Annotated in this window: 22 protein-coding genes, 1 other RNA gene and 1 riboswitch; of the genes, 13 read left to right on the top strand and 10 right to left on the bottom strand. The window is 67.0% G+C overall.

Annotated features, from left to right (window positions below; translation table 11 throughout):
* Nucleotides 1–75: 75 nt before the first annotated feature.
* Both AC0Z6F_RS06275 and ettA read right to left on the bottom strand, forming a co-directional pair.
* Nucleotides 76–1,392, bottom strand: a complete 1,317-nt coding sequence (locus tag AC0Z6F_RS06275) for an NCS2 family permease (RefSeq protein WP_485617256.1) — start codon at nt 1,390–1,392, stop codon at nt 76–78.
* Nucleotides 1,393–1,555: 163 nt separating this feature from the next.
* Complete coding sequence (ettA, locus tag AC0Z6F_RS06270; protein WP_004143079.1) at nt 1,556–3,220, bottom strand: energy-dependent translational throttle protein EttA; 1,665 nt, start codon at nt 3,218–3,220, stop codon at nt 1,556–1,558.
* A gap of 255 nt (nt 3,221–3,475) precedes the next feature.
* On the opposite strand from ettA, the gene AC0Z6F_RS06265 reads away from it, so the two are divergent.
* The 6 genes from AC0Z6F_RS06265 to ribD all read left to right on the top strand — a co-directional run bounded on the left by AC0Z6F_RS06265 (nt 3,476) and on the right by ribD (nt 8,188).
* Nucleotides 3,476–3,949, top strand: coding sequence for an RcnB family protein (locus tag AC0Z6F_RS06265; protein WP_100467793.1), 474 nt, complete (start codon nt 3,476–3,478; stop codon nt 3,947–3,949).
* Between the two features lie 187 nt (nt 3,950–4,136).
* Nucleotides 4,137–5,390 carry a serine hydroxymethyltransferase gene (gene glyA / locus AC0Z6F_RS06260; protein ID WP_004143345.1) on the top strand — a complete coding sequence of 418 codons (1,254 nt, stop codon included), beginning with the start codon at nt 4,137–4,139 and terminating at the stop codon, nt 5,388–5,390.
* A gap of 66 nt (nt 5,391–5,456) precedes the next feature.
* Nucleotides 5,457–5,876: a hypothetical protein gene (locus tag AC0Z6F_RS06255; RefSeq protein WP_065722760.1), complete on the top strand. Its 420-nt coding sequence runs from the start codon at nt 5,457–5,459 to the stop codon at nt 5,874–5,876.
* Nucleotides 5,877–5,903: 27 nt separating this feature from the next.
* Entirely contained in the window at nt 5,904–6,353 is a 450-nt protein-coding gene (locus tag AC0Z6F_RS06250) for a hypothetical protein (protein WP_012510033.1), read from the top strand.
* Between the two features lie 148 nt (nt 6,354–6,501).
* Complete coding sequence (gene nrdR, locus AC0Z6F_RS06245; protein WP_004143350.1) at nt 6,502–7,023, top strand: transcriptional regulator NrdR; 522 nt, start codon at nt 6,502–6,504, stop codon at nt 7,021–7,023.
* A gap of 79 nt (nt 7,024–7,102) precedes the next feature.
* Nucleotides 7,103–8,188, top strand: a complete 1,086-nt coding sequence (gene ribD / locus AC0Z6F_RS06240) for a bifunctional diaminohydroxyphosphoribosylaminopyrimidine deaminase/5-amino-6-(5-phosphoribosylamino)uracil reductase RibD (protein ID WP_012510034.1) — start codon at nt 7,103–7,105, stop codon at nt 8,186–8,188.
* A gap of 35 nt (nt 8,189–8,223) precedes the next feature.
* Here ribD and AC0Z6F_RS06235 read toward each other — a convergent pair whose 3' ends face one another.
* From AC0Z6F_RS06235 to AC0Z6F_RS06225, 3 genes are all read right to left on the bottom strand, one after another.
* The gene (locus AC0Z6F_RS06235) at nt 8,224–8,658 is read right to left on the bottom strand and encodes a hypothetical protein (protein ID WP_485617257.1); all 435 of its coding nucleotides are present in this window, start codon (nt 8,656–8,658) and stop codon (nt 8,224–8,226) included.
* 95 nt (nt 8,659–8,753) lie between these two features.
* Nucleotides 8,754–9,638, bottom strand: a complete 885-nt coding sequence (locus AC0Z6F_RS06230) for a hypothetical protein (protein ID WP_004143360.1) — start codon at nt 9,636–9,638, stop codon at nt 8,754–8,756.
* Between the two features lie 152 nt (nt 9,639–9,790).
* Complete coding sequence (locus AC0Z6F_RS06225; protein WP_012510036.1) at nt 9,791–10,411, bottom strand: hypothetical protein; 621 nt, start codon at nt 10,409–10,411, stop codon at nt 9,791–9,793.
* Between the two features lie 301 nt (nt 10,412–10,712).
* Nucleotides 10,713–10,858, top strand: a riboswitch (FMN riboswitch).
* 77 nt (nt 10,859–10,935) lie between these two features.
* Here AC0Z6F_RS06225 and AC0Z6F_RS06220 point away from each other — a divergent pair.
* The 5 genes from AC0Z6F_RS06220 (at nt 10,936) to thiL (ending at nt 14,871) form a co-directional block, all read left to right on the top strand.
* Nucleotides 10,936–11,562 carry a riboflavin synthase gene (locus AC0Z6F_RS06220; protein WP_012510037.1) on the top strand — a complete coding sequence of 209 codons (627 nt, stop codon included), beginning with the start codon at nt 10,936–10,938 and terminating at the stop codon, nt 11,560–11,562.
* Nucleotides 11,559–12,659, top strand: a complete 1,101-nt coding sequence (gene ribB, locus AC0Z6F_RS06215) for a 3,4-dihydroxy-2-butanone-4-phosphate synthase (protein ID WP_004143417.1) — start codon at nt 11,559–11,561, stop codon at nt 12,657–12,659. Before AC0Z6F_RS06220 ends, ribB begins: the two co-directional genes overlap by 4 nt.
* A gap of 185 nt (nt 12,660–12,844) precedes the next feature.
* The gene (ribH, locus tag AC0Z6F_RS06210; protein WP_004143439.1) at nt 12,845–13,312 is read left to right on the top strand and encodes a 6,7-dimethyl-8-ribityllumazine synthase; all 468 of its coding nucleotides are present in this window, start codon (nt 12,845–12,847) and stop codon (nt 13,310–13,312) included.
* Nucleotides 13,309–13,788, top strand: coding sequence for a transcription antitermination factor NusB (gene nusB / locus AC0Z6F_RS06205; RefSeq protein WP_004143441.1), 480 nt, complete (start codon nt 13,309–13,311; stop codon nt 13,786–13,788). Before ribH ends, nusB begins: the two co-directional genes overlap by 4 nt.
* Before the next feature lie 120 nt (nt 13,789–13,908).
* Nucleotides 13,909–14,871 carry a thiamine-phosphate kinase gene (thiL, locus tag AC0Z6F_RS06200; RefSeq protein ID WP_004143456.1) on the top strand — a complete coding sequence of 321 codons (963 nt, stop codon included), beginning with the start codon at nt 13,909–13,911 and terminating at the stop codon, nt 14,869–14,871.
* Between the two features lie 231 nt (nt 14,872–15,102).
* Here thiL and AC0Z6F_RS06195 read toward each other — a convergent pair whose 3' ends face one another.
* The 5 genes from AC0Z6F_RS06195 to AC0Z6F_RS06175 all read right to left on the bottom strand — a co-directional run bounded on the left by AC0Z6F_RS06195 (nt 15,103) and on the right by AC0Z6F_RS06175 (nt 19,782).
* A complete protein-coding gene (locus AC0Z6F_RS06195; RefSeq protein WP_012510038.1) occupies nt 15,103–15,288 on the bottom strand; it encodes a hypothetical protein in 186 nt (61 codons plus the stop codon).
* Nucleotides 15,289–15,629: 341 nt separating this feature from the next.
* On the bottom strand, nt 15,630–17,015 hold the full coding sequence (locus tag AC0Z6F_RS06190; RefSeq protein ID WP_485617258.1) for an FAD-binding oxidoreductase: 1,386 nt from the start codon (nt 17,013–17,015) through the stop codon (nt 15,630–15,632).
* A complete protein-coding gene (locus tag AC0Z6F_RS06185; protein WP_012510040.1) occupies nt 17,012–17,593 on the bottom strand; it encodes a metal-dependent hydrolase in 582 nt (193 codons plus the stop codon). The genes AC0Z6F_RS06190 and AC0Z6F_RS06185 overlap by 4 nt, the downstream gene beginning before the upstream one ends.
* Before the next feature lie 109 nt (nt 17,594–17,702).
* Nucleotides 17,703–18,071, bottom strand: coding sequence for a YraN family protein (locus tag AC0Z6F_RS06180; RefSeq protein ID WP_041864472.1), 369 nt, complete (start codon nt 18,069–18,071; stop codon nt 17,703–17,705).
* Nucleotides 18,061–19,782 carry a penicillin-binding protein activator gene (locus tag AC0Z6F_RS06175; protein WP_100467798.1) on the bottom strand — a complete coding sequence of 574 codons (1,722 nt, stop codon included), beginning with the start codon at nt 19,780–19,782 and terminating at the stop codon, nt 18,061–18,063. The genes AC0Z6F_RS06180 and AC0Z6F_RS06175 overlap by 11 nt, the downstream gene beginning before the upstream one ends.
* Nucleotides 19,783–19,863: 81 nt before the next feature.
* On the opposite strand from AC0Z6F_RS06175, the gene rsmI reads away from it, so the two are divergent.
* Nucleotides 19,864–20,682 carry a 16S rRNA (cytidine(1402)-2'-O)-methyltransferase gene (gene rsmI / locus AC0Z6F_RS06170; protein WP_032968623.1) on the top strand — a complete coding sequence of 273 codons (819 nt, stop codon included), beginning with the start codon at nt 19,864–19,866 and terminating at the stop codon, nt 20,680–20,682.
* A gap of 122 nt (nt 20,683–20,804) precedes the next feature.
* An RNA gene (rnpB, locus tag AC0Z6F_RS06165) (RNase P RNA component class A) lies at nt 20,805–21,156 on the top strand.
* The last annotated feature ends 13 nt before the right edge of the window (nt 21,157–21,169 follow it).

The raw sequence follows: 21,169 nt of genomic DNA, 5'->3' as shown, positions 1-21,169 counted from the left end.
TCATCCCAAAGCACCGTGCGCGGCAGGTGAACCACCGCCCGGTAGTGCCGGCCGCTGGCCGGCACCGCCCAACGCTTACTCCAATGCGTAGCGCAGGGTAAACAGCACCGCCACCAGCCACACCGCCGGATGCACTTCGCGCCAGCGGCCGGTGCCGGCCTTCAGCGCGGCATAGGCGATGAAGCCGAACGCCAGGCCATTGGCGATCGAATAGGTGAACGGCATCGCCAGCGCACACAGCGCGGCCGGCACCGATTCGGTCAGGTCGCTCCAGTCCACTTCCACCAGTTCACGCAGCATCAGGCCAGCCACGAACAGCAGCGCCGGCGCGGTGGCATAGCTGGGCACCATCGCCGCAAGCGGCGAGAACAGCAGTGCAGCCAGGAACAGCGCCGACACCACCAGCGCGGTCAGGCCAGTGCGGCCGCCCACCTGCACGCCCGAGGCGCTTTCGGCGAAGGCCGTGGTGCTGCTGGTGCCGAGCATCGAACCGGCCACGATCGCGGTGCTGTCGGCCAGCAGCGCACGGCCGAAGCGCTTCTGCGCGCCCGGCTGCTTCAGCAGGCCGGCTCGGCCGACCACGCCGTACAGCGTGCCGGTGGCATCGAACACTTCCACCAGCACGAAAACCAGCACCACCTGCAGCAGCACCGCGATCGGCGCGCCGCCGTCATGGTGCAGCAGGCCCGGCAGGTCCAGCTGCAGGAAGGTGGGTGCCAGGCTCGGCGGCAGCGACACCAGGCCCTGGTACTGCACGTCGCCCAGTGCCCAGCCAGCGCCGGTCACCGCCAGGATGCCGATCAGGATCGCACCGCGGATGCGGCGCGCTTCCAGCACCGCGATCAGGAGGAAGCCGGCCAGCGCCAGCAGCGGCGGTGCCGTGTTCAACGGGCCCAATGCCACCAGCGTGTCTTCATTGCCGACGATCACGCCGGATTTCTGCAGCGCAATGATCGCCAGGAACAGGCCGATGCCGGCCACGATGGCCGAGCGCAGCGACGAAGGAATGCCCGACACCAGCCACGCACGCACGCCGGTCAGCGACAGCACCAGGAACACCAGGCCGGAGATGAACACCGCACCCAGTGCCTGCTGCCAGGGCAGGCCAGCGGCACCGACCACGGTGAAGGCGAAGAACGCGTTCAGGCCCATGCCCGGAGCCATGCCGACCGGGAAATTGGCGGCCAGCGCCATCACCGCCGAACCCAGTGCAGCGGCCAGGCAGGTGGCCACGAACACCGCGCCGGCGTCCATGCCGGTGGTGCCGAGGATCTCGGGATTGACGAAGACGATGTAGGACATCGTCAGGAAGGTGGTGACACCGGCCAGCAGCTCGGTGCGCACGGTGGTGCCGTGCTGCTGCAGCTGGAACAGGCGTTCGAGCAGTGACATGGGGAATCTCGCGACAATAAGGTGTCACGACCAACGGTCGTGACCTACCCGAATGCAGAACGTGGGTACCGACCGTTGGTCGGTACGCTTCAAAGCGCCACCACCAACGGTGGTGACCTACCGAAATGAGAAAGGCCGCGCGAGCGCGGCCTTTCCGGTTGCCTTACTTCAGCGCCTTGAAGCGCAGGCGCTTCGGCGCCGCGTCGTCGCCCATGCGGCGGCGCTTGTCTTCTTCGTACTCGCGGTAGTTGCCCTGGAAGAACTCCACGTGCGAGTCGCCTTCGAACGCCAGGATGTGGGTCGCGATGCGATCCAGGAACCAGCGATCATGCGAGATGACGAAGGTGTTGCCCGGGAACTCCAGCAGCGCATCTTCCAGCGCACGCAGGGTTTCGATATCCAGATCGTTGGACGGTTCGTCGAGCAGCAGCACGTTGCCACCCTGCAGCAGGGTCTTGGCCATGTGCAGGCGGCCACGCTCACCACCGGACAGCGAACCGACCATCTTCTGCTGGTCCTGGCCCTTGAAGTTGAAGCGGCCGATGTAGGCGCGCGACTGGATCTCGATGCCGTTGATGTTGAGGATGTCCAGGCCGCCAGCGATTTCCTGGAACACGCTGTGGTTGCCTTCCAGCGCATCACGGCTCTGGTCGACATAGGACAGCTGCACGGTCGGGCCGACCACGATCTCGCCGGTGTCCGGCTTTTCCTGGCCGGTGATCATCTTGAACAGAGTCGACTTACCGGCACCGTTGGGGCCGATGATGCCGACGATGGCGCCGCCCGGCACCAGGAAGCTCAGGTTGTCGAACAGCAGGCGGTCGCCGAACTTCTTGGAGACGTTCTTGAACTCCATCACCGCGTTGCCCAGGCGCTCGCCCGGCGGGATGAAGATTTCATTGGTCTCGTTCCGCTTCTGGTAATCGACCGACTGCAGCTCTTCCAGGCGGGCCAGACGGGCCTTGCCCTTGGTGCGGCCGCCCTTGGCGTTCTGGCGCGACCACTCCAGTTCCTTCTGGATCGCCTTCTGGCGGGCCTTTTCCTGGTTGTCTTCCTGCTTCAGGCGCTCATCCTTCTGGGTCAGCCAGTCGGTGTAGTTGCCCTTCCACGGAATGCCGCGACCGCGGTCAAGTTCCAGGATCCACTCGGCGGCGTTGTCCAGGAAGTAGCGATCATGGGTGACGGCCACGACGGTGCCGGTGTAACGCGCCAGGAACTGCTCCAGCCATTCCACCGACTCGGCGTCGAGGTGGTTGGTCGGTTCGTCGAGCAGCAGCATGTCCGGCTTCTGCAGCAGCAGGCGGCACAGCGCCACACGGCGCTTCTCACCACCGGACAGCTTGCCGACGATGGCCTCCCACGGCGGCAGGCGCAGCGCATCGGCGGCCACGTCCAGCTGGTTTTCCAGGGTGTGCGCATCGCCTGCGGCGAGGATCGCCTCCAGGCGCTCCTGTTCCTTGGCCAGGGCGTCGAAGTCGGCGCCTTCTTCGGCATAGGCGGCGTACACCGCTTCCAGCGCAGCCTGCGCCTGCAGCACTTCGCCCACGCCTTCCTCGACCGCTTCACGTACGGTCTTGGTCGGGTCCAGCTCCGGTTCCTGCGCCAGGTAGCCGACCTTGATGCCAGCCTGCGGGCGGGCTTCGCCCTCGAAATCGGTGTCCACGCCGGCCATGATCTTCAGCACGGTGGACTTGCCGGCGCCGTTCAGGCCCAGCAGGCCGATCTTCGCGCCCGGGAAGAACGACAGCGAGATGTCCTTGATGATCTGCCGCTTGGGCGGGACCACCTTGGACACGCGGTTCATGGTGTAGATGTATTGCGAGGACATGAGGTCTCCGTAGGCGCGGCCCTGCGCCCGATCCGTCACGGGGAGCTTCCCGTTGCGGCAGCGGGCACAGACTGAAAAGGAATACCGCCAATTATAGCCGGAACCGCTTCCGCACCGCGCCCGGGAAGGGGCTGCCGGGCTGGCTGCGGCCTGAATACTGCGTCACAGTCCCGCAGCAGGAAGCGTTTCCAGCTGGAAGCGGTTCAGATCGGGTGCGCAATATGGGCTCACCACCCACCCAAGCAGAGGTCTGACATGCGCATCAATCGAGTAATGGCCGGCGCCGTGGCCTCTGTGCTGGCGCTCGGCGCGGTGGCCCCGGCCTTCGCCGACAACGACCATCGCCGTGACCACGACCGCCGTGAGTGGCGCGAGGATCGCCGCGAATGGCGCCAGGACCGTCGTGAGTGGGAACGTGATCGCCGCGAGGCCCGGCGCGACTATCGCCAGGATCGCCGTGAATGGCACCGCGACCATGATCGCTACTACCGCCCGGCGCCGCCGCGGGTGGTGTACCGCCCGGCCTATGGCCCGGGCTATGGCTGGAAGGTCGGCCACCGCTACCGCGATTACTACCGCGGCCCGGTCTACGTGGTGAACGATTACCCGCGCTACCAGCTGCGCCGCCCGCCTTACGGGCACCAGTGGATCCGCGATGACCGCGGCAACATGCTGCTGGTGGCCATCGCGACCGGCGTGATCGCCCAGTACGTGCTCAGCAGCCGCTGAAGATCGCGCTCGGGGTCGGATCCCTTTGCAACGCAAAGGGCTCTGCCCCCGCAACGCCACTCGAAACCATACGGGGCCGAATTCCTCCGGGGATGCCGGCCCCGTCCGTTTCGGCCCCGGCAGGCCGGTGCGGGGCTACAATCGGGGGCTGAGCCGTACCCCTTTTCCCTGCCTGCTGGAGTACCCGATGTTCCCGCGTGACGTCCGCATCGAATCCTACGATCCCGAACTGGCCAAGGCCATCGCCGCTGAGACCCAGCGCCAGGAAGACCACGTCGAGCTGATCGCCAGCGAGAACTACACCAGCCCGGCGGTGATGGAAGCCCAGGGCAGCCAGCTGACCAACAAGTACGCCGAAGGCTACCCGGGCAAGCGCTACTACGGTGGCTGCGAATACGTGGACATCGCCGAGCAGCTGGCGATCGACCGTCTGAAGCAGCTGTTCGGCGCCGACTACGCCAACGTGCAGCCGCACAGTGGTTCGCAGGCCAACCAGGCCGTGTACTTCGCCCTGCTGCAGCCGGGTGACACCATCCTCGGCATGAGCCTGGCCCACGGCGGCCACCTCACCCACGGTGCCAAGGTGAACGCCTCGGGCAAGCTGTTCAACGCCGTGCAGTACGGCGTGAACGACCAGGGCCTGATCGACTACGACGAAGTCGAGCGCCTGGCCCTGGAGCACAAGCCGAAGATGGTCGTGGCTGGCTTCTCGGCCTACTCGCAGGTGATCGACTGGGCGCGCTTCCGCGCCATCGCCGACAAGGTCGGTGCCTACCTGTTCGTGGACATGGCCCACGTCGCCGGCCTGGTCGCCGCTGGCGTCTACCCGAGTCCGCTGGAACACGCGCACGTGGTCACCTCCACCACCCACAAGACCCTGCGCGGCCCGCGCGGCGGCATCATCGTCGCCAAGGGCGCCGGCGAAGACCTGGTCAAGAAGCTGCAGTCGATCGTGTTCCCGGGCATCCAGGGTGGTCCGCTGATGCACGTCATCGCCGGCAAGGCCGTGGCCTTCAAGGAAGCGCTGGAACCGGGCTTCAAGGCCTACCAGCAGCAGGTGGTGAAGAACGCCCAGGCGATGGCCAACACGCTCATTGCGCGCGGCTACAAGATCGTCTCCGGTGGCACCCAGAACCACCTGATGCTGGTCGACATGATCGGCAAGGACGTGTCCGGCAAGGACGCGGAAGCCGCGCTGGGCAAGGCCCACATCACCGTCAACAAGAACTCGGTGCCGAACGACCCGCGTTCGCCGTTCGTCACTTCGGGCCTGCGCCTGGGCACCCCGGCGGTGACCACCCGTGGCTACGTCGAACAGGACTGCGTGGACCTGGCCAACTGGATCGCCGACGTGCTCGACGCGCCGAGCGATGACGCCGTCATCGCCCGCGTGCGCGACGCCGTCAGCGCGCAGTGCCGCAAGTACCCGGTCTACGGTTGATCGAAGCAGAGGTCGGATCCCTTCCCGCAGGGAAGGGATCCGACCCCAGCATTGGAGTAACCGCGCATGGATGAGCGCCACCTCAAGTACCTCTACACCGCGCTGGCGGTGCTGTTTGGCCTGCCCAGCCTGGCGATGGGCGGCGCGGCGGCGACGATGCTGCTGCTGATGGGGCTGGGCCAGTTCGGTCATGGCACCCTGGCCTCGGTGACGGTGATGCCGCTGTGGGGCCTGGCTGGCATTGCCGGCTGCCTGGCCTGGTTGTGGCTCAGCGCGGGTTTTCTGATGCAGGGGCGTGCCGGGCTGCAGGTGCACCGCCTCTGGTGGTGGATGCTGCTGGCGGGCGGTCTCGCCGCCTTGCCGCCGCTGGGGCTGGCGCTGTGGTGGAGCGCCACCGTGCACGCCGAAGGCATCAGCCTGTTGCTGCTGGGCCCATCGATGCTGGTACCGGCCGCGATGCTGGTATGGCTCAAGCGCCGCGAATGACACGGCCCATGGAAGGAAATCGACTGCATGGATGAGCGTCTGCACAAACGCTGGATGGCGATCGCCGGCCTGCTGGTGGGCCTGCCCACCGTAGCCGCCGGAGGCACGGGTGCCGTGCTGGGGCTGATGGTCGTATGGGATGGCAAGTACCTGACCGGCGACGAGCACAGGATCCTGCTGCTGTGGTCGTCGGCCGGAATTCTTGGCCTGCTGTCCTGGCTGTGGCTGAGCGGACTCTTCCTGTGGCGTGGTCTTGCCGGCCTGCGCCAATCGCCGGTTGTCGCCTGGGTGGGTCTGGCGCTTGGGGCCCTGGCTGCGCTGGGCGTGGTCGCCGCCACGCTGTACTTCACCTTCAAGCGGGGGGAAATCTCGACATTGGCCTTCCTCGGCTTTGGCCCACCGCTGCTGGTGATGGGGGGGCATCTGGCGTGGTTGCGTTGGGCTCGCGCGGCCTCGGTGCCGCCCGCACCCGGTTGAGCGGGTAGTCCAGACCTCGTTGGACGCTCTGATTGGCTGAAACGCAGGCGCTTCCGCGCAGACAGCATTTGCTGCTACGCCCTTTCTCAGGTACCTTTGCGACGCTGCCATGACCGTGGCAATAGGTACTCCCTGAGCCAGGCGTTCCATGCATTGCCCCTTCTGCCAACATGCCGATACCCGGGTCATCGACTCGCGCGTCTCCGAAGACGGCGCGACGATCCGTCGTCGGCGTGAATGCGAAGCCTGTGGCGAGCGCTTCAGCACCATGGAGACGGTGGAGCTGAAGCTGCCGGCCATCGTCAAGAGCGATGGCACCCGCGAGGCGTTCGACCAGCGCAAGGTCCGCGCTGGCTTCGACCGCGCGCTGCAGAAGCGTGCCGTGGCCGAAGACAAGATCGAAGCGGCGGTGCGTGCGGTGGTCCACCAGCTGCGCATCAGCGGCGAGCGCGAAGTACCCTCGATCAAGGTCGGCGAGTTCGTCATGAACGAACTGCGCAAGCTGGATCATGTCGGCTATGTGCGCTTTGCCTCGGTGTACCGCAGCTTCGAGGACGTGGCCGATTTCCGCGAGGAGATCGAGAAGCTGGAGCGCGATCTGCCCTCCAGTACCGAACAGCTGCAGCTGCTGGGCGATGTGATTGCCCTGACCAAGAAGAAGAAGGGCTGACCGCCTCTGCCTTGGTGGGTGCCAACCGTTGGTTGGCACTGATGGCGTGCATCCACACCGGCGGCGTTACCATGGCCGCATGACCAACCCGTTCTCCGTCCTTGACCACCTGCACATGGCCAACGCACTGCGTCTGGCCGAGCGTGCCGCCTACACCACCCGCCCCAACCCGATGGTCGGCTGCGTGATCGCCCACGGCGAACGTGTGGTCGGGCAGGGCTGGCACCAGCGCGCCGGTGGACCGCACGCCGAAGTGTTCGCGCTGCGCGAGGCCGGCAGCGAGGCTCGTGGTGCCACCGCCTACGTCACGCTGGAACCCTGCGCACACTACGGTCGTACGCCGCCGTGTGCGCTGGCCCTGATCGAAGCGGGCGTGTCGCGCGTCGTTGCCGCGATGCGCGATCCGTTCCCGAAGGTCGATGGTGGTGGCTTCGATCTGCTGCGCAATGCCGGCATCGAGGTCGCCGAAGGGCTGATGGCGGCGCAGGCGCGTGAGCTCAACAAGGGCTTCCTGTCGCGCGTGGAGCGCAACCGACCGTGGTTGCGGGTGAAGCTGGCCGCCAGCCTCGATGGCCGTACCGCGATGGCCGATGGCAGCTCCAAGTGGATCACCGGGCCGGCCGCGCGCGAAGACGTGCAGCACTGGCGCGCGCGTGCGGGTGCGATCCTCACCGGCGCCGACACGGTGCTGGCTGATGATCCGATGCTGACCGTGCGCCTGGCCGATACCGAGGTGATGCCACCACTGCGCGTGGTGCTGGATTCGCGCCTGCGTTCGCTCGAATGCAGCCGTGTGCGCGAGGGCGGGGCACCGACGCTGTATCTGCACGCTGCTGCAGTGAGCGCACCGGATGCGGCCGACGCAGAATTTGCCAGCGTGCCCAGTGCTGACGGCCGTCTCGATCTTGGCGCGGTGCTGGCACTGCTGGCCGAACGCGGCATCAACGAGGTGCATACCGAAGCCGGTGCGACGCTGGCCGGTGCCTTGCTGCGCGGCGGCTGGGTGGACGAACTGCTGCTGTATCAGGCGCCCACGCTGCTGGGCGATAACGGTCGTCCGCTGCTGGCCGGTCTCGGTATCGATGCCATGGACCAGCAGCGTCGCCTGCGTGTGGTTGACCAGCGTCAGGTCGGTGAGGACATCAGGCTGCTGCTGCGCCCGTAAGGGAATGACGCGAAGCAGGGGCGACGCCCTTGTCGTCAGGCATCCTCGTCGTCTTCTTCGCCGATGGGGCACTGGCCCTTCCACTGCTGCTTCCACAGCGCATGCAGGTTGCGGCAGTACGCGCCCAGTACCTCGCCCGGCAGGTTCTTCGCCTTCAATCGCAGCTGGTGACGGGTAAAACCGTCGTCGTACTCATGCGGCAATACCAGCACTGCGCACTGATCGTGATACATCAGGAACGCGTGGCAGTCGTCGTCTTCGCTCATCCACGCATCCAGCTGCCTGTCGCTCAGCAGGGTTGACTCGAAGGCAACCGCTGGGATGACCGAGAAGGTCGTAATCCTGGACTTGGGTACTTTGGCTTGCCCGCACGCCGTCAACGCCAGCAGCGCCATCAGCATGACCATGGTCGACGTCGTGCGGTGTTTCATGCGGCTGCCCCGGTGGAAGAGGGCAACAGCATTGACCATGCAGGCAACACAGGGCCATGCAACGGTTCTGAAAGTGCGGATGCAGTCGTCATCCGTGACCACGAGCCGAGCGTGGGCTCGGCTCTACAGGTGGCTTACGCGCACTCGTCGGTCCACATCATCTCGGCGATCGGGCGCAGTGCCTTGCACTCCTGCGTCATCTCATCGGCCGACTGCACCTGGGCCTTGGCCTTCAGTTCCTCGGCCATGGCGTCCACACCGCTGATCTGGTCCGGTGCGATCTTCGCCACGCAGGCACGATGCTGCTGCAGCAGCAGGTCGCAGCCCGGTACGCCGGTCACCTTCGGCGCGTTGGCCGCCTGCGCGTCCTGCATCCAGTCCTCGAACGGTGCCAGCGCGCCGGTCACGGTGCCCACCAGATCATCGAAGTTACCGCTGTACCAGTAGCCGTTGTCCTTGGCCGGGTACAGGGTGAAGGTGCCGCTGACCGGCACGCGCGCGCCACTCTGCAGCGCTTGGGTGTAGGCATCGGTGAACTGCTTGCGCGAGGCCGGGCTGGCGTCGGATGCAAGGCTGGCAGCGAACAGCGGGCGCACCTTGCCCAGGTCGGGCAGCTGGCAGCTGTAGGTGATCCGCGCCAGCTTCTGGTCTTCAACGTAATCGTTGTCTTCGATTACGCTCTTGGTCGCGCGGCACTTCGAATCACGCAGCGCTTTGGCATACAGCGCTTCGGTGGCTGCAGCGTCGACCTTGGCGCCGGTGCTGGCCAGTACGGTCTGCCAGGGTTCGGCCAATGCCTTGGCCAGCGCACCCGGGTTCGGGGTCACAGCGTCCTGGCCTTCGAATGCCGGTTTCAGTGCGTCGTTGAGCGTGCGCGTGGCGGCCGCGTCGTCTTCCAGCAGGGTGCGTGCATACAGGTCGAACGCCTGTTCGGGCGACAGCGTGGCCGGGGCGGCCGTGGCGATCAGCGGCGCGCACAGCAGCATGCTGGCCAGCAGAGTACGGGTGGGGGTCTTCATGACGGTGTTTTCCTGTTCCAGAGGCGCGCAAGCCTAGCGCATCTGCGTGGGCTTTCGATGGCGCGATGGGGTCACGAGGTCGTGTATGTCGGCCAAAAAAACGGGCCCCTTGCGGGGCCCGTTCGATCGCACGACGAGGAGCGATCGTTGGATCAGAAGCTGGCGCGGATGCCGGCCGAGTACTGGGTGACGTCGCGGTAGCCGGAGATCTCGCCCACCAGACCCCAGGTCTTGGTGAAGTTGATCTGGCCACCGATGGTGCCGACCCAGGTGCCCTTGTAGTTGTTGCCGCCGTCCATGTAACCGGCCTTGGCCCAGGCTTCGGTCATGCGCGACGGCTTGCCGCGGATGCCCATGGTGGCGCGGGCCAGGTTGGTGTGGTCCTTGTAGCGGTCGCTGTAGCCGTCGTAACGATCGGTCAGTTCAGCGTTCTGGCGCACCCAGGCAATGTCGGCGGTGAAGTCGACGCGATCGGTCCACGGCATGTGGTAGCCGATGCCCAGCTCCGGCTGATTCAGTTCAACCTTCAGCGAACCGTCGCTGTAGTGGTAGGTCTTGCTGGTGCGCGACCAGCCACCGAACACGTAGACCTGCTCGGCCACGGCGACCGAGCCACGCAGGTAGCCACCGTCAACCTTCGGGTCGTCCAGTGCGTTGTCGTCAACCTTGACCTGCGTCCAGCCGCCTTCGACGTAGGTGTAGCTCAGGGCGTCAGCCGAAGCCGTGAACGGAGCGGCGGCCAGCAGAGCGGCCACGATCAGGATCTTGCGCATGGGAATTCCTGTGAATTTCAGTCCATTGGCGGACCTGCCCAGCGGGCGGCCCGTGGCGACCTCATGTCGTCCGGTGCGCATGTTAATGAAATTTTTACAGATTGCGAGCGACGGCCGTCACAGCCTGCGGCAGATTTGGCCGGGGTCGGATCCGTTTTCCAGAGGAGAACGGCTCTGACCCCCTGCGCTGCCACGGACCCATTGGGGGTCAGAGCCCTTTCCTGCGGAAAGGGATCCGACCCCGTCATCCACCCTGTTCAGCGGGGGCTGGTACACTACGCCGGCCGGTTCGCCGGTACACAAACGTCTTCAGGGCGGGGTGCGATTCCCCACCGGCGGTAGGTGCGCAAGCACGAGCCCGCGAGCGCTCCGGCCTTACCGCCGGGGGTCAGCAGATCCGGTCCAATGCCGGAGCCGACGGTATAGTCCGGATGAAAGAAGACGGTGCTACAGGGCCTTTGTGGCCCTGCGCCCGCCTGTTTGCCTTGCGGCGTTTTTCGCTCACTTTTCGCGGAGAACGTTTCTTGTTTACTGGAATCATCGAAGGCGTCGGCCGTCTGGCCGCACGCGAATCCATCGGCGGCGATGTCCGCTTCACCTTCAACGTCGGGAACCTGCCGTTCGACAACGTGCAGATGGGCGAGAGCATCGCCATCAACGGCGTCTGCCTTACCGTCATTGCGTTCGACGCCAGCAGCTTCCAGGCCGATGCGTCCACCGAGACCCTGGGCCTGACCACGCTCGGCCAGCTGTCCGAAGGGGCGGTCATCAACCTGGAGCGCGCCATGCGCCCGACCGACCGCCTCGGCGGCCATCTGGTCAGCGGCCACGTGGACGGTCTCGGCCAGGTGCTGTCCATCCACGAAGACGCGCGTGCCCAGCGTTGGCGTTTCGCCGCGCCGGCCTCGCTGCGCCGCTACATCGCCAAGAAGGGCTCGATCTGCGTGGACGGCGTCAGCCTCACCGTCAACGAAGTGGATGATGAGGGCTTCGAAGTCGCCCTGATCCCGCACACCGTGGCCAACACCGCCTTCTCCGCCGCGGGCGTGGGCAGTGCGGTCAACCTTGAAATCGACCTGGTCGCCCGATACGTGGAGCGCCTGATCAGTGTGCCGGCCAACGGTCAGCACCCGCATGGAGATGCAGCATGAATTTCGCCCCGATTCCGGAGATCCTGGAAGACATCCGCCTGGGCCGCATGGTCGTCATCGTCGATGACGAAGACCGCGAGAACGAAGGCGACCTGATCATGGCCGCCGAGCTGGTCAAGGCCAGCGACATCAACTTCATGGTCACCCATGGCCGTGGCCTGGTGTGCCTGCCGCTGAACCGTACCCGCGCCGCCGATCTCGGCCTGGCGCCGATGGTGCAGGCCAATACCGCGCAGTTCCAGACCAATTTCACGGTCAGCATCGAGGCCGCCGAGGGTGTCACCACCGGCATCTCGGCGCATGACCGCGCGCATACCATCCGTACTGCGGTGAAGCCCAATGCCAAGCCGTCGGACCTGCACCAGCCGGGCCACATCTTCCCGCTGATCGCCCAGCCGGGCGGCGTGCTGACCCGCGCCGGCCACACCGAGGCGGCCGTGGACATGGCCATGCTGGCCGGGTTGGAACCGGCCGGAGTGCTTGTGGAGATCCTGAACCCGGATGGCAGCATGGCGCGCCGCCCGGAACTGGAAGTGTTCGCCCGCGAGCACGGCCTGAAGATGGGCTCCATCGCCGACCTGATCGCCTACCGCCTGGCCACCGAAAAGACCGTCGAGCGCGTGGACGAGCGCGAGATCGAGACCGAGTTCGGCCCGTTCAAGCTGGTGACCTACCGCGACCGCATCGCCCACGACGTGCATTTCGCCCTGGTGCGCGGCACCCCGGATGCGGACACCCCGACCCTGGTCCGCGTGCAGGTGGAAAACCCGCTGGCCGACCTGCTGCACTGGCGCCGTGATGATTTCGGCGTGGCTGCTACCGATGCCCTGCGCGCCATCGATGCCGAGGGCGCGGGCGTGATGGTGGTGCTGTCGGCCCCGCGCGACGGCGAGGCCCTGCTGGCCCGCCTGCGCCAGCAGCCGGCGCCGGTGGTACCGGGCAAGGACAAGGATGTGAGCCAGTGGCGCCGCAATGGTGCCGGCGCGCAGATCCTGTCCGACCTGGGCTTGGGCAAGCTGCGGGTACTGGGCACCCCGCGTCGCCAGATCGGGCTGGCCGGGTACGGCCTGGAAGTGGTGGAGACGGTTACCCTGTAATGGGTAGTGCCGGCCGCTGGCCGGCAACTGCATCCCCGGGATTGCTGGCCAGCGGCCGGCACTACCACACCTCCGCCAAAGGTGGGTGCCGACCGTTGGTCGGCACACCCTGCAGGCCCCCGCCAACCACGGCCGGGGCCCATCCACGCTAGAATTACCCCCTTATCGAGTCCCCCAAGCCGCATATGAGCCACTACGAAGGCGATCTTCGCACTCCCGAATCGGCGCGCTTCGCCATCCTGGCCAGCCGCTGGAATGCCCGCATCACCGACACGCTGGTCGCTGGCGCACGCCAGAGCCTGGCCGGCAACGGCATTGCCGAAGCCAACATCGACGTGATCCGCGTACCGGGTGCCTGGGAACTGCCGCTGGTCGCCGCGCGTCTGGCCGCCGCCCATGAGCACGCCGCCATCCTCACCCTGGGCTGCGTGATCCGTGGCGATACCCGCCACTACGAACACGTGGCCGACCGCTGCGCCGAAGGTCTGATGCGCGTGCAGCTGGACTTCGGCGTGCCGGTACTGAACGGCGTGCTGGCGGTTGAACGCGCCGAAGACGCCGAGGCCCGCGCAGGCGGCAGCCATGGCAACAAGGGCGAGGAAGTCGCACTCGCCGCATTGGAAATGGTCAACCTGCTGGAGCAACTGCCATGAACAAGAACACCCAGGGCAAGCCCTCCGGTAAGCCCGTCCGCCGCGATGGCGTCGACCCGGTGCTGCGCTCGCGCGCGCGCCGTCGTGCCGTACAGGCCATCTACGCCTGGCAGATCTCCGGCGGCAACGCACAGTCGCTGATCGCCCAGTTCGCCCACGAGCAGGCGCGCGAAATCGCCGATCTGGCGTACTTCGAAGCGCTGATGCATGGCGTGCTCGACAACCGCCGCGACATCGACGAGGCCCTCGGCCCGTACCTGGACCGTGGCATTGAAGAAGTGGATGCGATCGAACGCGCCGTGCTGCGCCTGGCCGGTTATGAGCTGCGCTACCGCCTGGACGTGCCGTACCGCGTAGTGATCAACGAAGCCATCGAATCGGCCAAGCGTTTTGGTTCCGAACACGGCCATACCTACGTCAACGGCGTGCTGGATCGTGCCGCCGTGGAATTGCGCAAGGTCGAATCGGGTCACTGACCCGCCTGCGGTAGTGCCGGCCGTTGGCCGGCAGCTGCAGGGATCCTGAGGTTGCCGGCCAGCGGCCGGCACTACCGCCCACCGCGCCCTGCGCGGCACGTACAACAGCGGGAACGCCCCATGTCCCTGGCCGAATTCGCCCTCATCGACCGCATCCGCGCCCGCACCCTCGAGCGCGACGACATCCTGCTCGGCATCGGCGACGACGCTGCGTTGCTGCAGCCGCGCGCCAATGAGCAACTGGTGGTCACCGCCGATACGCTCAACAGCGGGGTGCACTTCCCAGTCGAGACCCCTGCGTTCGATATCGGTTGGAAGACGCTGGCGGTCAACCTCTCCGATCTCGCAGCGATGGGTGCACGCCCGGCCTGGTGCACGCTGGCGCTGTCGTTGCCGGAAGCGTCTGAAGACTGGATCGATGCGTTCGCCGATGGCTTCTTCGCACTGGCCGACCAGCACGACATCGCGCTGATCGGTGGCGACACCACACGTGGCCCACTGTCGTTGTCGGTGACCGCGATGGGCCAGGTCGGTCGTGGCCAGGCCCTGCGTCGCGACCGCGCGCAGCTTGGCGATGACATCTGGGTGAGCGGCACACTCGGCGATGCCGCCGGTGCGCTGCGCCTCTGGCAGCAGGCCGCATTGAGCGTCGCCACCGCCACGTTGCTGGCCGACTACGAAAGCCTGCGCCTGCGCCTGCTGCGGCCGACGCCGCGGGTCACCCTCGGCCTGCGCCTGCGTGCCTTCGCGCATGCAGCGGTGGATGTGTCCGACGGCCTGCTGGCCGATCTGGGCCATATCGCCACGCGCAGCAGCGTGGCCGCGCATGTGGATGCCGACTCGTTGCCGATCTCGCACGCGCTGCGTGAGCTGCTCGGCCGCGACGATGCGCGCGACTGCGCACTGCGCGGTGGCGACGACTACGAACTGTGCTTCACCGCCGCCGCCGACCAGCGCGACGCGCTGCACTACCTGGCCGAATCGCTGGACGTGCCGCTCACCCGCATCGGCCGCATCGCCGAAGGGCAGGGCGTGCACTTGGATGGCGAAGCCGCCAACGGCGGTTACCAGCACTTCGCCTGATCCGGAACGCCGGACATGGCCCGGCGCTGCCACGCGACTGAAACCGCCGGGCATGATCGGGTGCTGCCGTATCGGTGCGCGGTTGCTGGATGACATCGACGCTGCAGAGCCGAGCCTACGCTCGGCTCACGCGCGAAGCGCGGCTTTCATCGCGATGTGGCTCAAGGGCAGCCGAGCATGGGCTCGGCTCTACAAATGTCGCTAAGCTGCCTGCAACTGCACACCCAGTACTCAGTCAGCCTGCGGCTGCCTGCCGCGACGCTGCTGCAGGCAGGACTCACACGTGACCGTTGCCAGCGACCGCGCATCGTTGGCCGCGGCCAGGGCCTGCTCCAGGATCGGCGCGAGGTCATGTGGCAGGCGCGCAGCGGCTTCGCCAAGAGTGGTGATGACATGGGGATAGAGAGGCTTGTACATCTCGGCATCCTTGTTCGCAGGGCGTGGGCGCTGTTGCTTCGACCCAACCCGTTCGGCGGTTGCCAACGGCTCACAGAGATGCCGATGGTGCTGTCACTGCAGGCTCGCTGGACCAGGCAGCTGGCGCTCACGGCGGGCGTGGGTCAGAGCTGTGTGGTGCTGTTGGCGATATGTTCCTGGCAAAGGCGCAGTTTTCCCATGCAACAAGTTGCAAAGCACACTGGACACCGGATGGAGCTTCAGTTGACGGCTGGCAGCGTGAAGGTCCGTAGCGGGCACAGTGCGACGCCTCCAGCAGGGGAGGGCTCCTGCGGGTCGTCGTCAACACATTGGCAGTGGCACTACACCGGCGGCAGCACCTTGCCGGGGTTGAGGATGCCGTCCGGGTCCAGCGCGGCCTTGATCGCTCGCATCGTCGCCAGCGTTTCTGCGGTGAAGGCCTTCGCCATGAAATCTCGCTTGGCCAGGCCAATGCCGTGTTCCCCCGACAGCGTGCCGCCCAACGCCAGCGTCAGCTCGAAGATCTTTGGCAGCGCGGCATGCGCGCGCGCGTTCTCGTCGGCATCATCCGGGTGGTAGAGGATGTTGACGTGCAGGTTGCCGTTGCCGGCATGGCCGAAGGTGACGATGGTGAGTGCGTAGTCACGTGCCAGTGCCTGCACGCCGGCCACCAGTTCCGGAATGCGCGACACCGGTACCACCACGTCTTCGTTGATCTTGCCCGGCGCGACGCTGCGCAGTGCGGGCGACAGCGCCTTGCGTGCGGCCCACAGCTGGTCGCGTGCGCGGCCTTCCATCGCCACGTCCAGCTCGATCATGCCGTCGCCTTCCGCAGCGCTGGCCAGCGCCTGCAGCAGGTAGGGCAGGGTGTCGTGGTCACCATCGGCTTCGACCAGCAGCATCGCGCCGGCCTCCGGCACGTCGGCGCCATTGAGCCGCAGCAGCTCCAGGCTGCGCGCGTCCATGAACTCAAGGCGGGTCGGTACCACAGGCTGTGACATCAACCGCGACACTGCGGCAGCGGCGGCATCGGCATCGCGGTACAGCACGCGCAGACCAGCCTGGCTGACCGGCAGCGGGGTCAGTTTCAGGGTGGCTTCCACGATCAATGCCAGCGTGCCTTCGCTGCCCACCAGCAGGTGCGTGAGGTCGTAGCCAGTGGCGTCCTTGGTGTAGGCGCCGCCGCAGCGGATCACGTCGCCGGTGCCGGTCACTGCCACCAGGCCCAGCACGTTGTCGCGGCTGGTGCCGTACTTCACCGCGCGTGGGCCACCGGCGTTGCAGGCGAGGTTGCCGCCGATGCTGCAGATCTCGGCGCTGGAAGGGTCCGGTGCCCAGAACAGGCCATGCGGGGCCAGCGCCTGCTGCAGGGTGCCATTGAGCACACCCGGCTGCACGACCGCGCAACGATCACCGGCGCGGATCTCGACGATGCGATTCATGCGGGTGAACGACAGCACGATGCTGCCCGGCTGTGGGACGGCGGCACCGGTAGTGCCGGTACCGGCACCGCGCGCGACCAGCGCCACGCCATGCGCGCGGCAGGCACGCACCAATGCCTGCACCTGTTCGATGTCGGCCGGCAGCGCCACCGCTGCGGGACGCTGGTGACGCCATGAGTTGTCCTGCGCGTTGGCCTCCAGCGCGCTGTCATCCATGCGCCAGCCCTCCGCGCCCAGCAGGGCGGACAGTTCGGCAATCAGGGCAGCAGGCAGGACAGGACTCATGACGGATCTCGTGGGGTAGCAGGAGCGGGTTGGATCAGTTTCCAGGCGACGACGGCTGTGGCCAGCGGCAGCCACACCCAGCGCAGTTCAGAGAGCAGGGTGGCCACGCCACGCGCGCTGAAGAACTGCGGCGCGAACGGTGAAACGCGGATCGGTCGCCACGGTGCGAAGAAGCGTTGTTCACTCCACGGCCAGGCCAGCGCAACGCCGAGGCCACCGGAGGTCATCGCATCCAGCAGCGGATGGCTGGCGGCACAGACGAAGACGAGTGTCGCTGCTTGCAAGGTAGGTGCCAACCTTGGTTGGCACGGAACCGCCGACCAAGGTCGGCTGCTACCAAAGAACGCCAACACTGCGGCCAATGTCGCCAGCACGCAGGCAAACAGCAACGAATGGCTGGCACCGCGATGTCCGAACGCATCGGCATAGGGAATGTGCAGTGCAAAGGCCAGCACATCGGCATCGGGCAGCATCGCTGCGATCACGCCGGCCACGAGCAGGCGCGGCGGGATGCGGCCACGATCAGCGGCGCACCACAGTGCCAACGGCACAGCGGCATGGGTGATGATCGAAGGCATCAGTCACGCACCGTGGTAGTGCCGGCCAGGCTGCGCTCTGGTAGGTGCCAACCTTGGTTGGCACAGAAGCGCCGACCAAGGTCGCCTCTACCAGAGCGGACGGTAACCATCAGCAGTCATCCAGCCGGAATGCATCACGCAGCCACCGCAGCTGCGGCGGTTCACCACTGGCTTCAACCACATCGAAACGGCAGGGCGCATTGGCCAGTGCCGGGTTGTCCTGCAGGTACAGCTGCGCGGCATGCGCCAGGCGCCGGCATTTGCGCGCATCCACCGAGGCGGCGCCGCCACCGAAATCGGAGCGTGCGCGGTAGCGCACTTCCACGAACACCACGGTGCCGGCATCGTCCATCACCAGGTCCAGTTCACCGCCGCGATAACGCACGTTGCGCGCACGCGGCTGCAGCCCGGCCTGTTGCAGATGCTGCTCGGCGGCGGCTTCCACCGCCGAGCCACGTTGGCTGCGCTCAGCGACCACCGACGATCGGCATCGGCCGGCCGCCATTGAAGGTCGACCATGCCGGCTGGCGCAGGATGTTGCCGTTGCTGTCCAGGAACAGGGTGCCGGTGGCACCGTCTAGGCCGCCTTCGTTGGACAGCTTGTCCAGGTAGGCGGTGATCTTCCAGGCATCCGCACCGAAGGCGAACAGGCGGCCGGCCGCACCGCGTGCGCTCGGCAGGGTGCTGGCCACCTGGCTGGCCGAGGGCAGGCCGGACACGCTGCGCACGTTCCAGGCTTCGTTCGGGTAGACGATGCCGTCCAGCGCCACGTCTTCTTCCACCTTGCCGCTGCCGACCGTCAACTGCGAGGTGCCGACGCGGGTGGCGCCACCGGCGCCGGCCAGCGCCAGCTGCGGCGCCAGCAGGCGGGCCTGCGGCGCGCGCACGGCAAGGAACACGGCGTCGACCTGGCCGGCATTGCGCACCTGCGCGCCGACATCACCGACGGCATCGCTGACGTTGAAGGTAGCCACGACCTGGCCGCCGCGCTGGGCAAAACGCTGTGCGAAGGCAGCGGCGGAACGACGGCCGGTGTCGTCATTGCTGCTGATCACCAGCGCGCGGTTGCGTTCGCGGCCACGCAGGTACTCGGCGGCGACGATGCCGTCGTCTTCCGGTGCCAGCGAGAAACCAGCGCTGCCGGCCGGCGGTGCATCCTTGCCGCGGTTCAGCGCCAGCACCGGTACCTGCAACTGCTGGCGGCCATACACCGCGTCCACCTCGTCGCGGCCCAGCGGACCGACCACGAAGTCGACACCGGAGGCGACGGCCTTGTCGTAGGCAGCGAGGGCACCGGCCGGGGTGCCGGCGGTGTCGAAGAAATTGATGTCCGGGCGGCGACGGCTTTCACCGTAGTAGGCGCTCAGCAGGCCATCGCGCACCGGCTGCGCGGCGGTGGCCAGGCGACCACTGAGCGGCAGCAGCACCGCCAGCTTGGCCGGCGGGCGATAGCCGTCGCTCATCGCCGGCGGGCGCTTGCTGGTATCGAACTGGGCTGCGCCGTCGCGGTCGAACGGGCGCGGCAGCGGCAGGCCACGTGCGATCAGCGCGCGGCCTGCGAAGTTGTACAGCGGGTCATTGGCTGGCAGGGCGGCGGCACGGCTGCGCAGGGTGGCATCGTCGAGGGTGCCGAGCAGGCCGGAGATTGCAGCCTGGTTCTCGCTGCGCGCGCTGCCGGTCAGGCCGGCATGGGCGCGGGCACGCTCGTTGGCAGCGCCGAATGCATCGCCGGTGCCCTGCAGGGCCTGGGCGCGGGCCAGCAGCCAGCGGGTGCGCAGGCCGACCGCAACACTGTCGGCATGATCCTTCAGCAGGGCCAGGGCCTGCGCCGGCTGCTTGTCGGCCAGTGCCAGCTCGGCGCCGGTCAGCTGGTAGCGCTGCAGGCTGGCGCCGGACAGCTGGCGCGCGGTGAGCTGGCCCAGCAGGCTGCGCGCGCGCGCGCTGTCGCCAGCCAGGTGCCAGGCCCAGGCCGCGTCGGCCAGCGCGTTGCTGCGGGCACCGCCGCGCAGGGTGGCGGCCAGGCCTTCCAGCTGCAGTGCGGCGTCGCGCGGCTTGCCCTGTTCGATCAGCGCCAGCGCCTGGCTCTGGGCCGGCGATTCGGGTGCACTGGTCAGGCTGGTGGTGGCACAGCCGGCCAGCAGCATCAGCGACAACGACAGGGCGGAGATCCGTGCGGCGGGCTTGTTCATGATCGGGTCCATGCGATGAGGGCAGCGGCCTTGGCCGGGTACACGCTACGATTCTACCCTTGCCCCGTGAGTACCGCTGAAATGAGTGTCCCAACCCTGTACGTCGTCGCCACCCCGATCGGCAACCTGGCCGATCTGAGCCCGCGCGCGCAGGAGGTGCTGCGTTCGGTGGCGGCCATCTGTGCCGAAGACACTCGTCGCAGCGGCCAGCTGTTGTCCCATTTCGGCATCCAGCAGCCGCTGGTGGCCCTGCATGAACACAATGAGGAAGCCCTGGCCCAGCGCCTGGTCTCGCGCCTGCAGGCCGGCGAATCGCTGGCACTGGTCAGCGATGCCGGCACCCCGCTGGTCAGCGATCCCGGTTTCCGCCTGGTGCGTGCCGCGCGTGCGGCAGGCATCAAGGTCAGCCCGATTCCCGGCGCCTGCGCCGCCATCGCCGCGCTGAGCGTGGCCGGCCTGCCCAGCGACCGCTTCAGCTTCGAGGGCTTCCTGCCGGCCAAGGCCAGCGGTCGCCGCGACCGCCTGCAGGCGCTGGCCGGTGAAGTGCGCACGATGGTTTTCTACGAATCCTCGCACAGGATCACCGAGTCGTTGGCTGACATGGCGGCGATCTTCGGCGGCGAGCGCCCGGCGGTGCTGGCCCGCGAGCTGACCAAGCTGTTCGAGACCGTGCTCGATGGTGACCTGGCCGGTCTGTTGGCCAAGGTTGAGGCCGATGACAACCAGCGCAAGGGCGAGTTCGTGGTGATGGTGCAGGGCGCCGGTGATGACGAGGAAGCGCAGCTGGCCCATGGCCGCCAGGTCTACGCCAAGCTCAGCGAGCACCTGCCGCCGTCGACCGCTGCCAAGCTGGCCGCCGAGTTGACCGGCGCACCACGCAAGGCATTGTACGGGTCCTGATCGGTAGCGCCGGGCCATGCCCGGCGAGCGTAGCGCGGCATCGAACAGCCGCCGGGCATGGCCCGGCGCTACCAGAACGCGACGGGCAGGAAGTGCCCATGTACGCTAGAATACGCGCTGGCGGAGCCGGCCAGACAGTCGCGTCATCCCTTCGGGGGTGCCGAGGAAAGTCCGGGCTCCATAGGGCAAGGTGCCAGGTAACGCCTGGGCGGCGCAAGCCGACGGAAAGTGCAACAGAAAGATACCGCCTACGTCTTCTTCGGAAGGCCGGTAAGGGTGAAATGGTGCGGTAAGAGCGCACCGCGAGTCTGGCAACAGACCGGCACGGCAAACCCCACCTGGAGCAAGACCAAATAGGGATCCTTTGGCGCGGCCCGCGTTGGATCCGGGTAGGTTGCTTGAGCGTTGCGGTGACGTAACGCCTAGAGGAATGACTGTCCACGACAGAACCCGGCTTATCGGCCGGCTCCGCCTCCTTCTTCCATAT

The sequence above is a fragment of the Stenotrophomonas sp. 1L-E-5-B-C3 genome (genome assembly GCF_057292075.1).
This window is presented reverse-complemented; position numbering and strand designations above follow the sequence as displayed.

Bases quoted from the DNA above. Each gene is read 5' to 3' on its own strand.
- nrdR (WP_004143350.1), top strand. From the start codon at position 6,502: ATGCATTGCCCCTTCTGCCAACATGCCGATACCCGGGTCATCGACTCG.
- ribB (WP_004143417.1), top strand. From the start codon at position 11,559: ATGAATTTCGCCCCGATTCCGGAGATCCTGGAAGACATCCGCCTGGGC.
- AC0Z6F_RS06275 (WP_485617256.1), bottom strand. From the start codon at position 1,392: ATGTCACTGCTCGAACGCCTGTTCCAGCTGCAGCAGCACGGCACCACC.
- AC0Z6F_RS06255 (WP_065722760.1), top strand. From the start codon at position 5,457: ATGGATGAGCGCCACCTCAAGTACCTCTACACCGCGCTGGCGGTGCTG.
- AC0Z6F_RS06190 (WP_485617258.1), bottom strand. From the start codon at position 17,015: ATGAGTCCTGTCCTGCCTGCTGCCCTGATTGCCGAACTGTCCGCCCTG.
- ribD (WP_012510034.1), top strand. From the start codon at position 7,103: ATGACCAACCCGTTCTCCGTCCTTGACCACCTGCACATGGCCAACGCA.
- glyA (WP_004143345.1), top strand. From the start codon at position 4,137: ATGTTCCCGCGTGACGTCCGCATCGAATCCTACGATCCCGAACTGGCC.
- AC0Z6F_RS06250 (WP_012510033.1), top strand. From the start codon at position 5,904: ATGGATGAGCGTCTGCACAAACGCTGGATGGCGATCGCCGGCCTGCTG.
- AC0Z6F_RS06230 (WP_004143360.1), bottom strand. From the start codon at position 9,638: ATGAAGACCCCCACCCGTACTCTGCTGGCCAGCATGCTGCTGTGCGCG.
- AC0Z6F_RS06265 (WP_100467793.1), top strand. From the start codon at position 3,476: ATGCGCATCAATCGAGTAATGGCCGGCGCCGTGGCCTCTGTGCTGGCG.
- AC0Z6F_RS06195 (WP_012510038.1), bottom strand. From the start codon at position 15,288: ATGTACAAGCCTCTCTATCCCCATGTCATCACCACTCTTGGCGAAGCC.
- AC0Z6F_RS06185 (WP_012510040.1), bottom strand. From the start codon at position 17,593: ATGCCTTCGATCATCACCCATGCCGCTGTGCCGTTGGCACTGTGGTGC.
- AC0Z6F_RS06225 (WP_012510036.1), bottom strand. From the start codon at position 10,411: ATGCGCAAGATCCTGATCGTGGCCGCTCTGCTGGCCGCCGCTCCGTTC.
- nusB (WP_004143441.1), top strand. From the start codon at position 13,309: ATGAACAAGAACACCCAGGGCAAGCCCTCCGGTAAGCCCGTCCGCCGC.
- AC0Z6F_RS06235 (WP_485617257.1), bottom strand. From the start codon at position 8,658: ATGGTCAATGCTGTTGCCCTCTTCCACCGGGGCAGCCGCATGAAACAC.
- ribH (WP_004143439.1), top strand. From the start codon at position 12,845: ATGAGCCACTACGAAGGCGATCTTCGCACTCCCGAATCGGCGCGCTTC.
- AC0Z6F_RS06175 (WP_100467798.1), bottom strand. From the start codon at position 19,782: ATGAACAAGCCCGCCGCACGGATCTCCGCCCTGTCGTTGTCGCTGATG.
- thiL (WP_004143456.1), top strand. From the start codon at position 13,909: ATGTCCCTGGCCGAATTCGCCCTCATCGACCGCATCCGCGCCCGCACC.
- rsmI (WP_032968623.1), top strand. From the start codon at position 19,864: ATGAGTGTCCCAACCCTGTACGTCGTCGCCACCCCGATCGGCAACCTG.
- ettA (WP_004143079.1), bottom strand. From the start codon at position 3,220: ATGTCCTCGCAATACATCTACACCATGAACCGCGTGTCCAAGGTGGTC.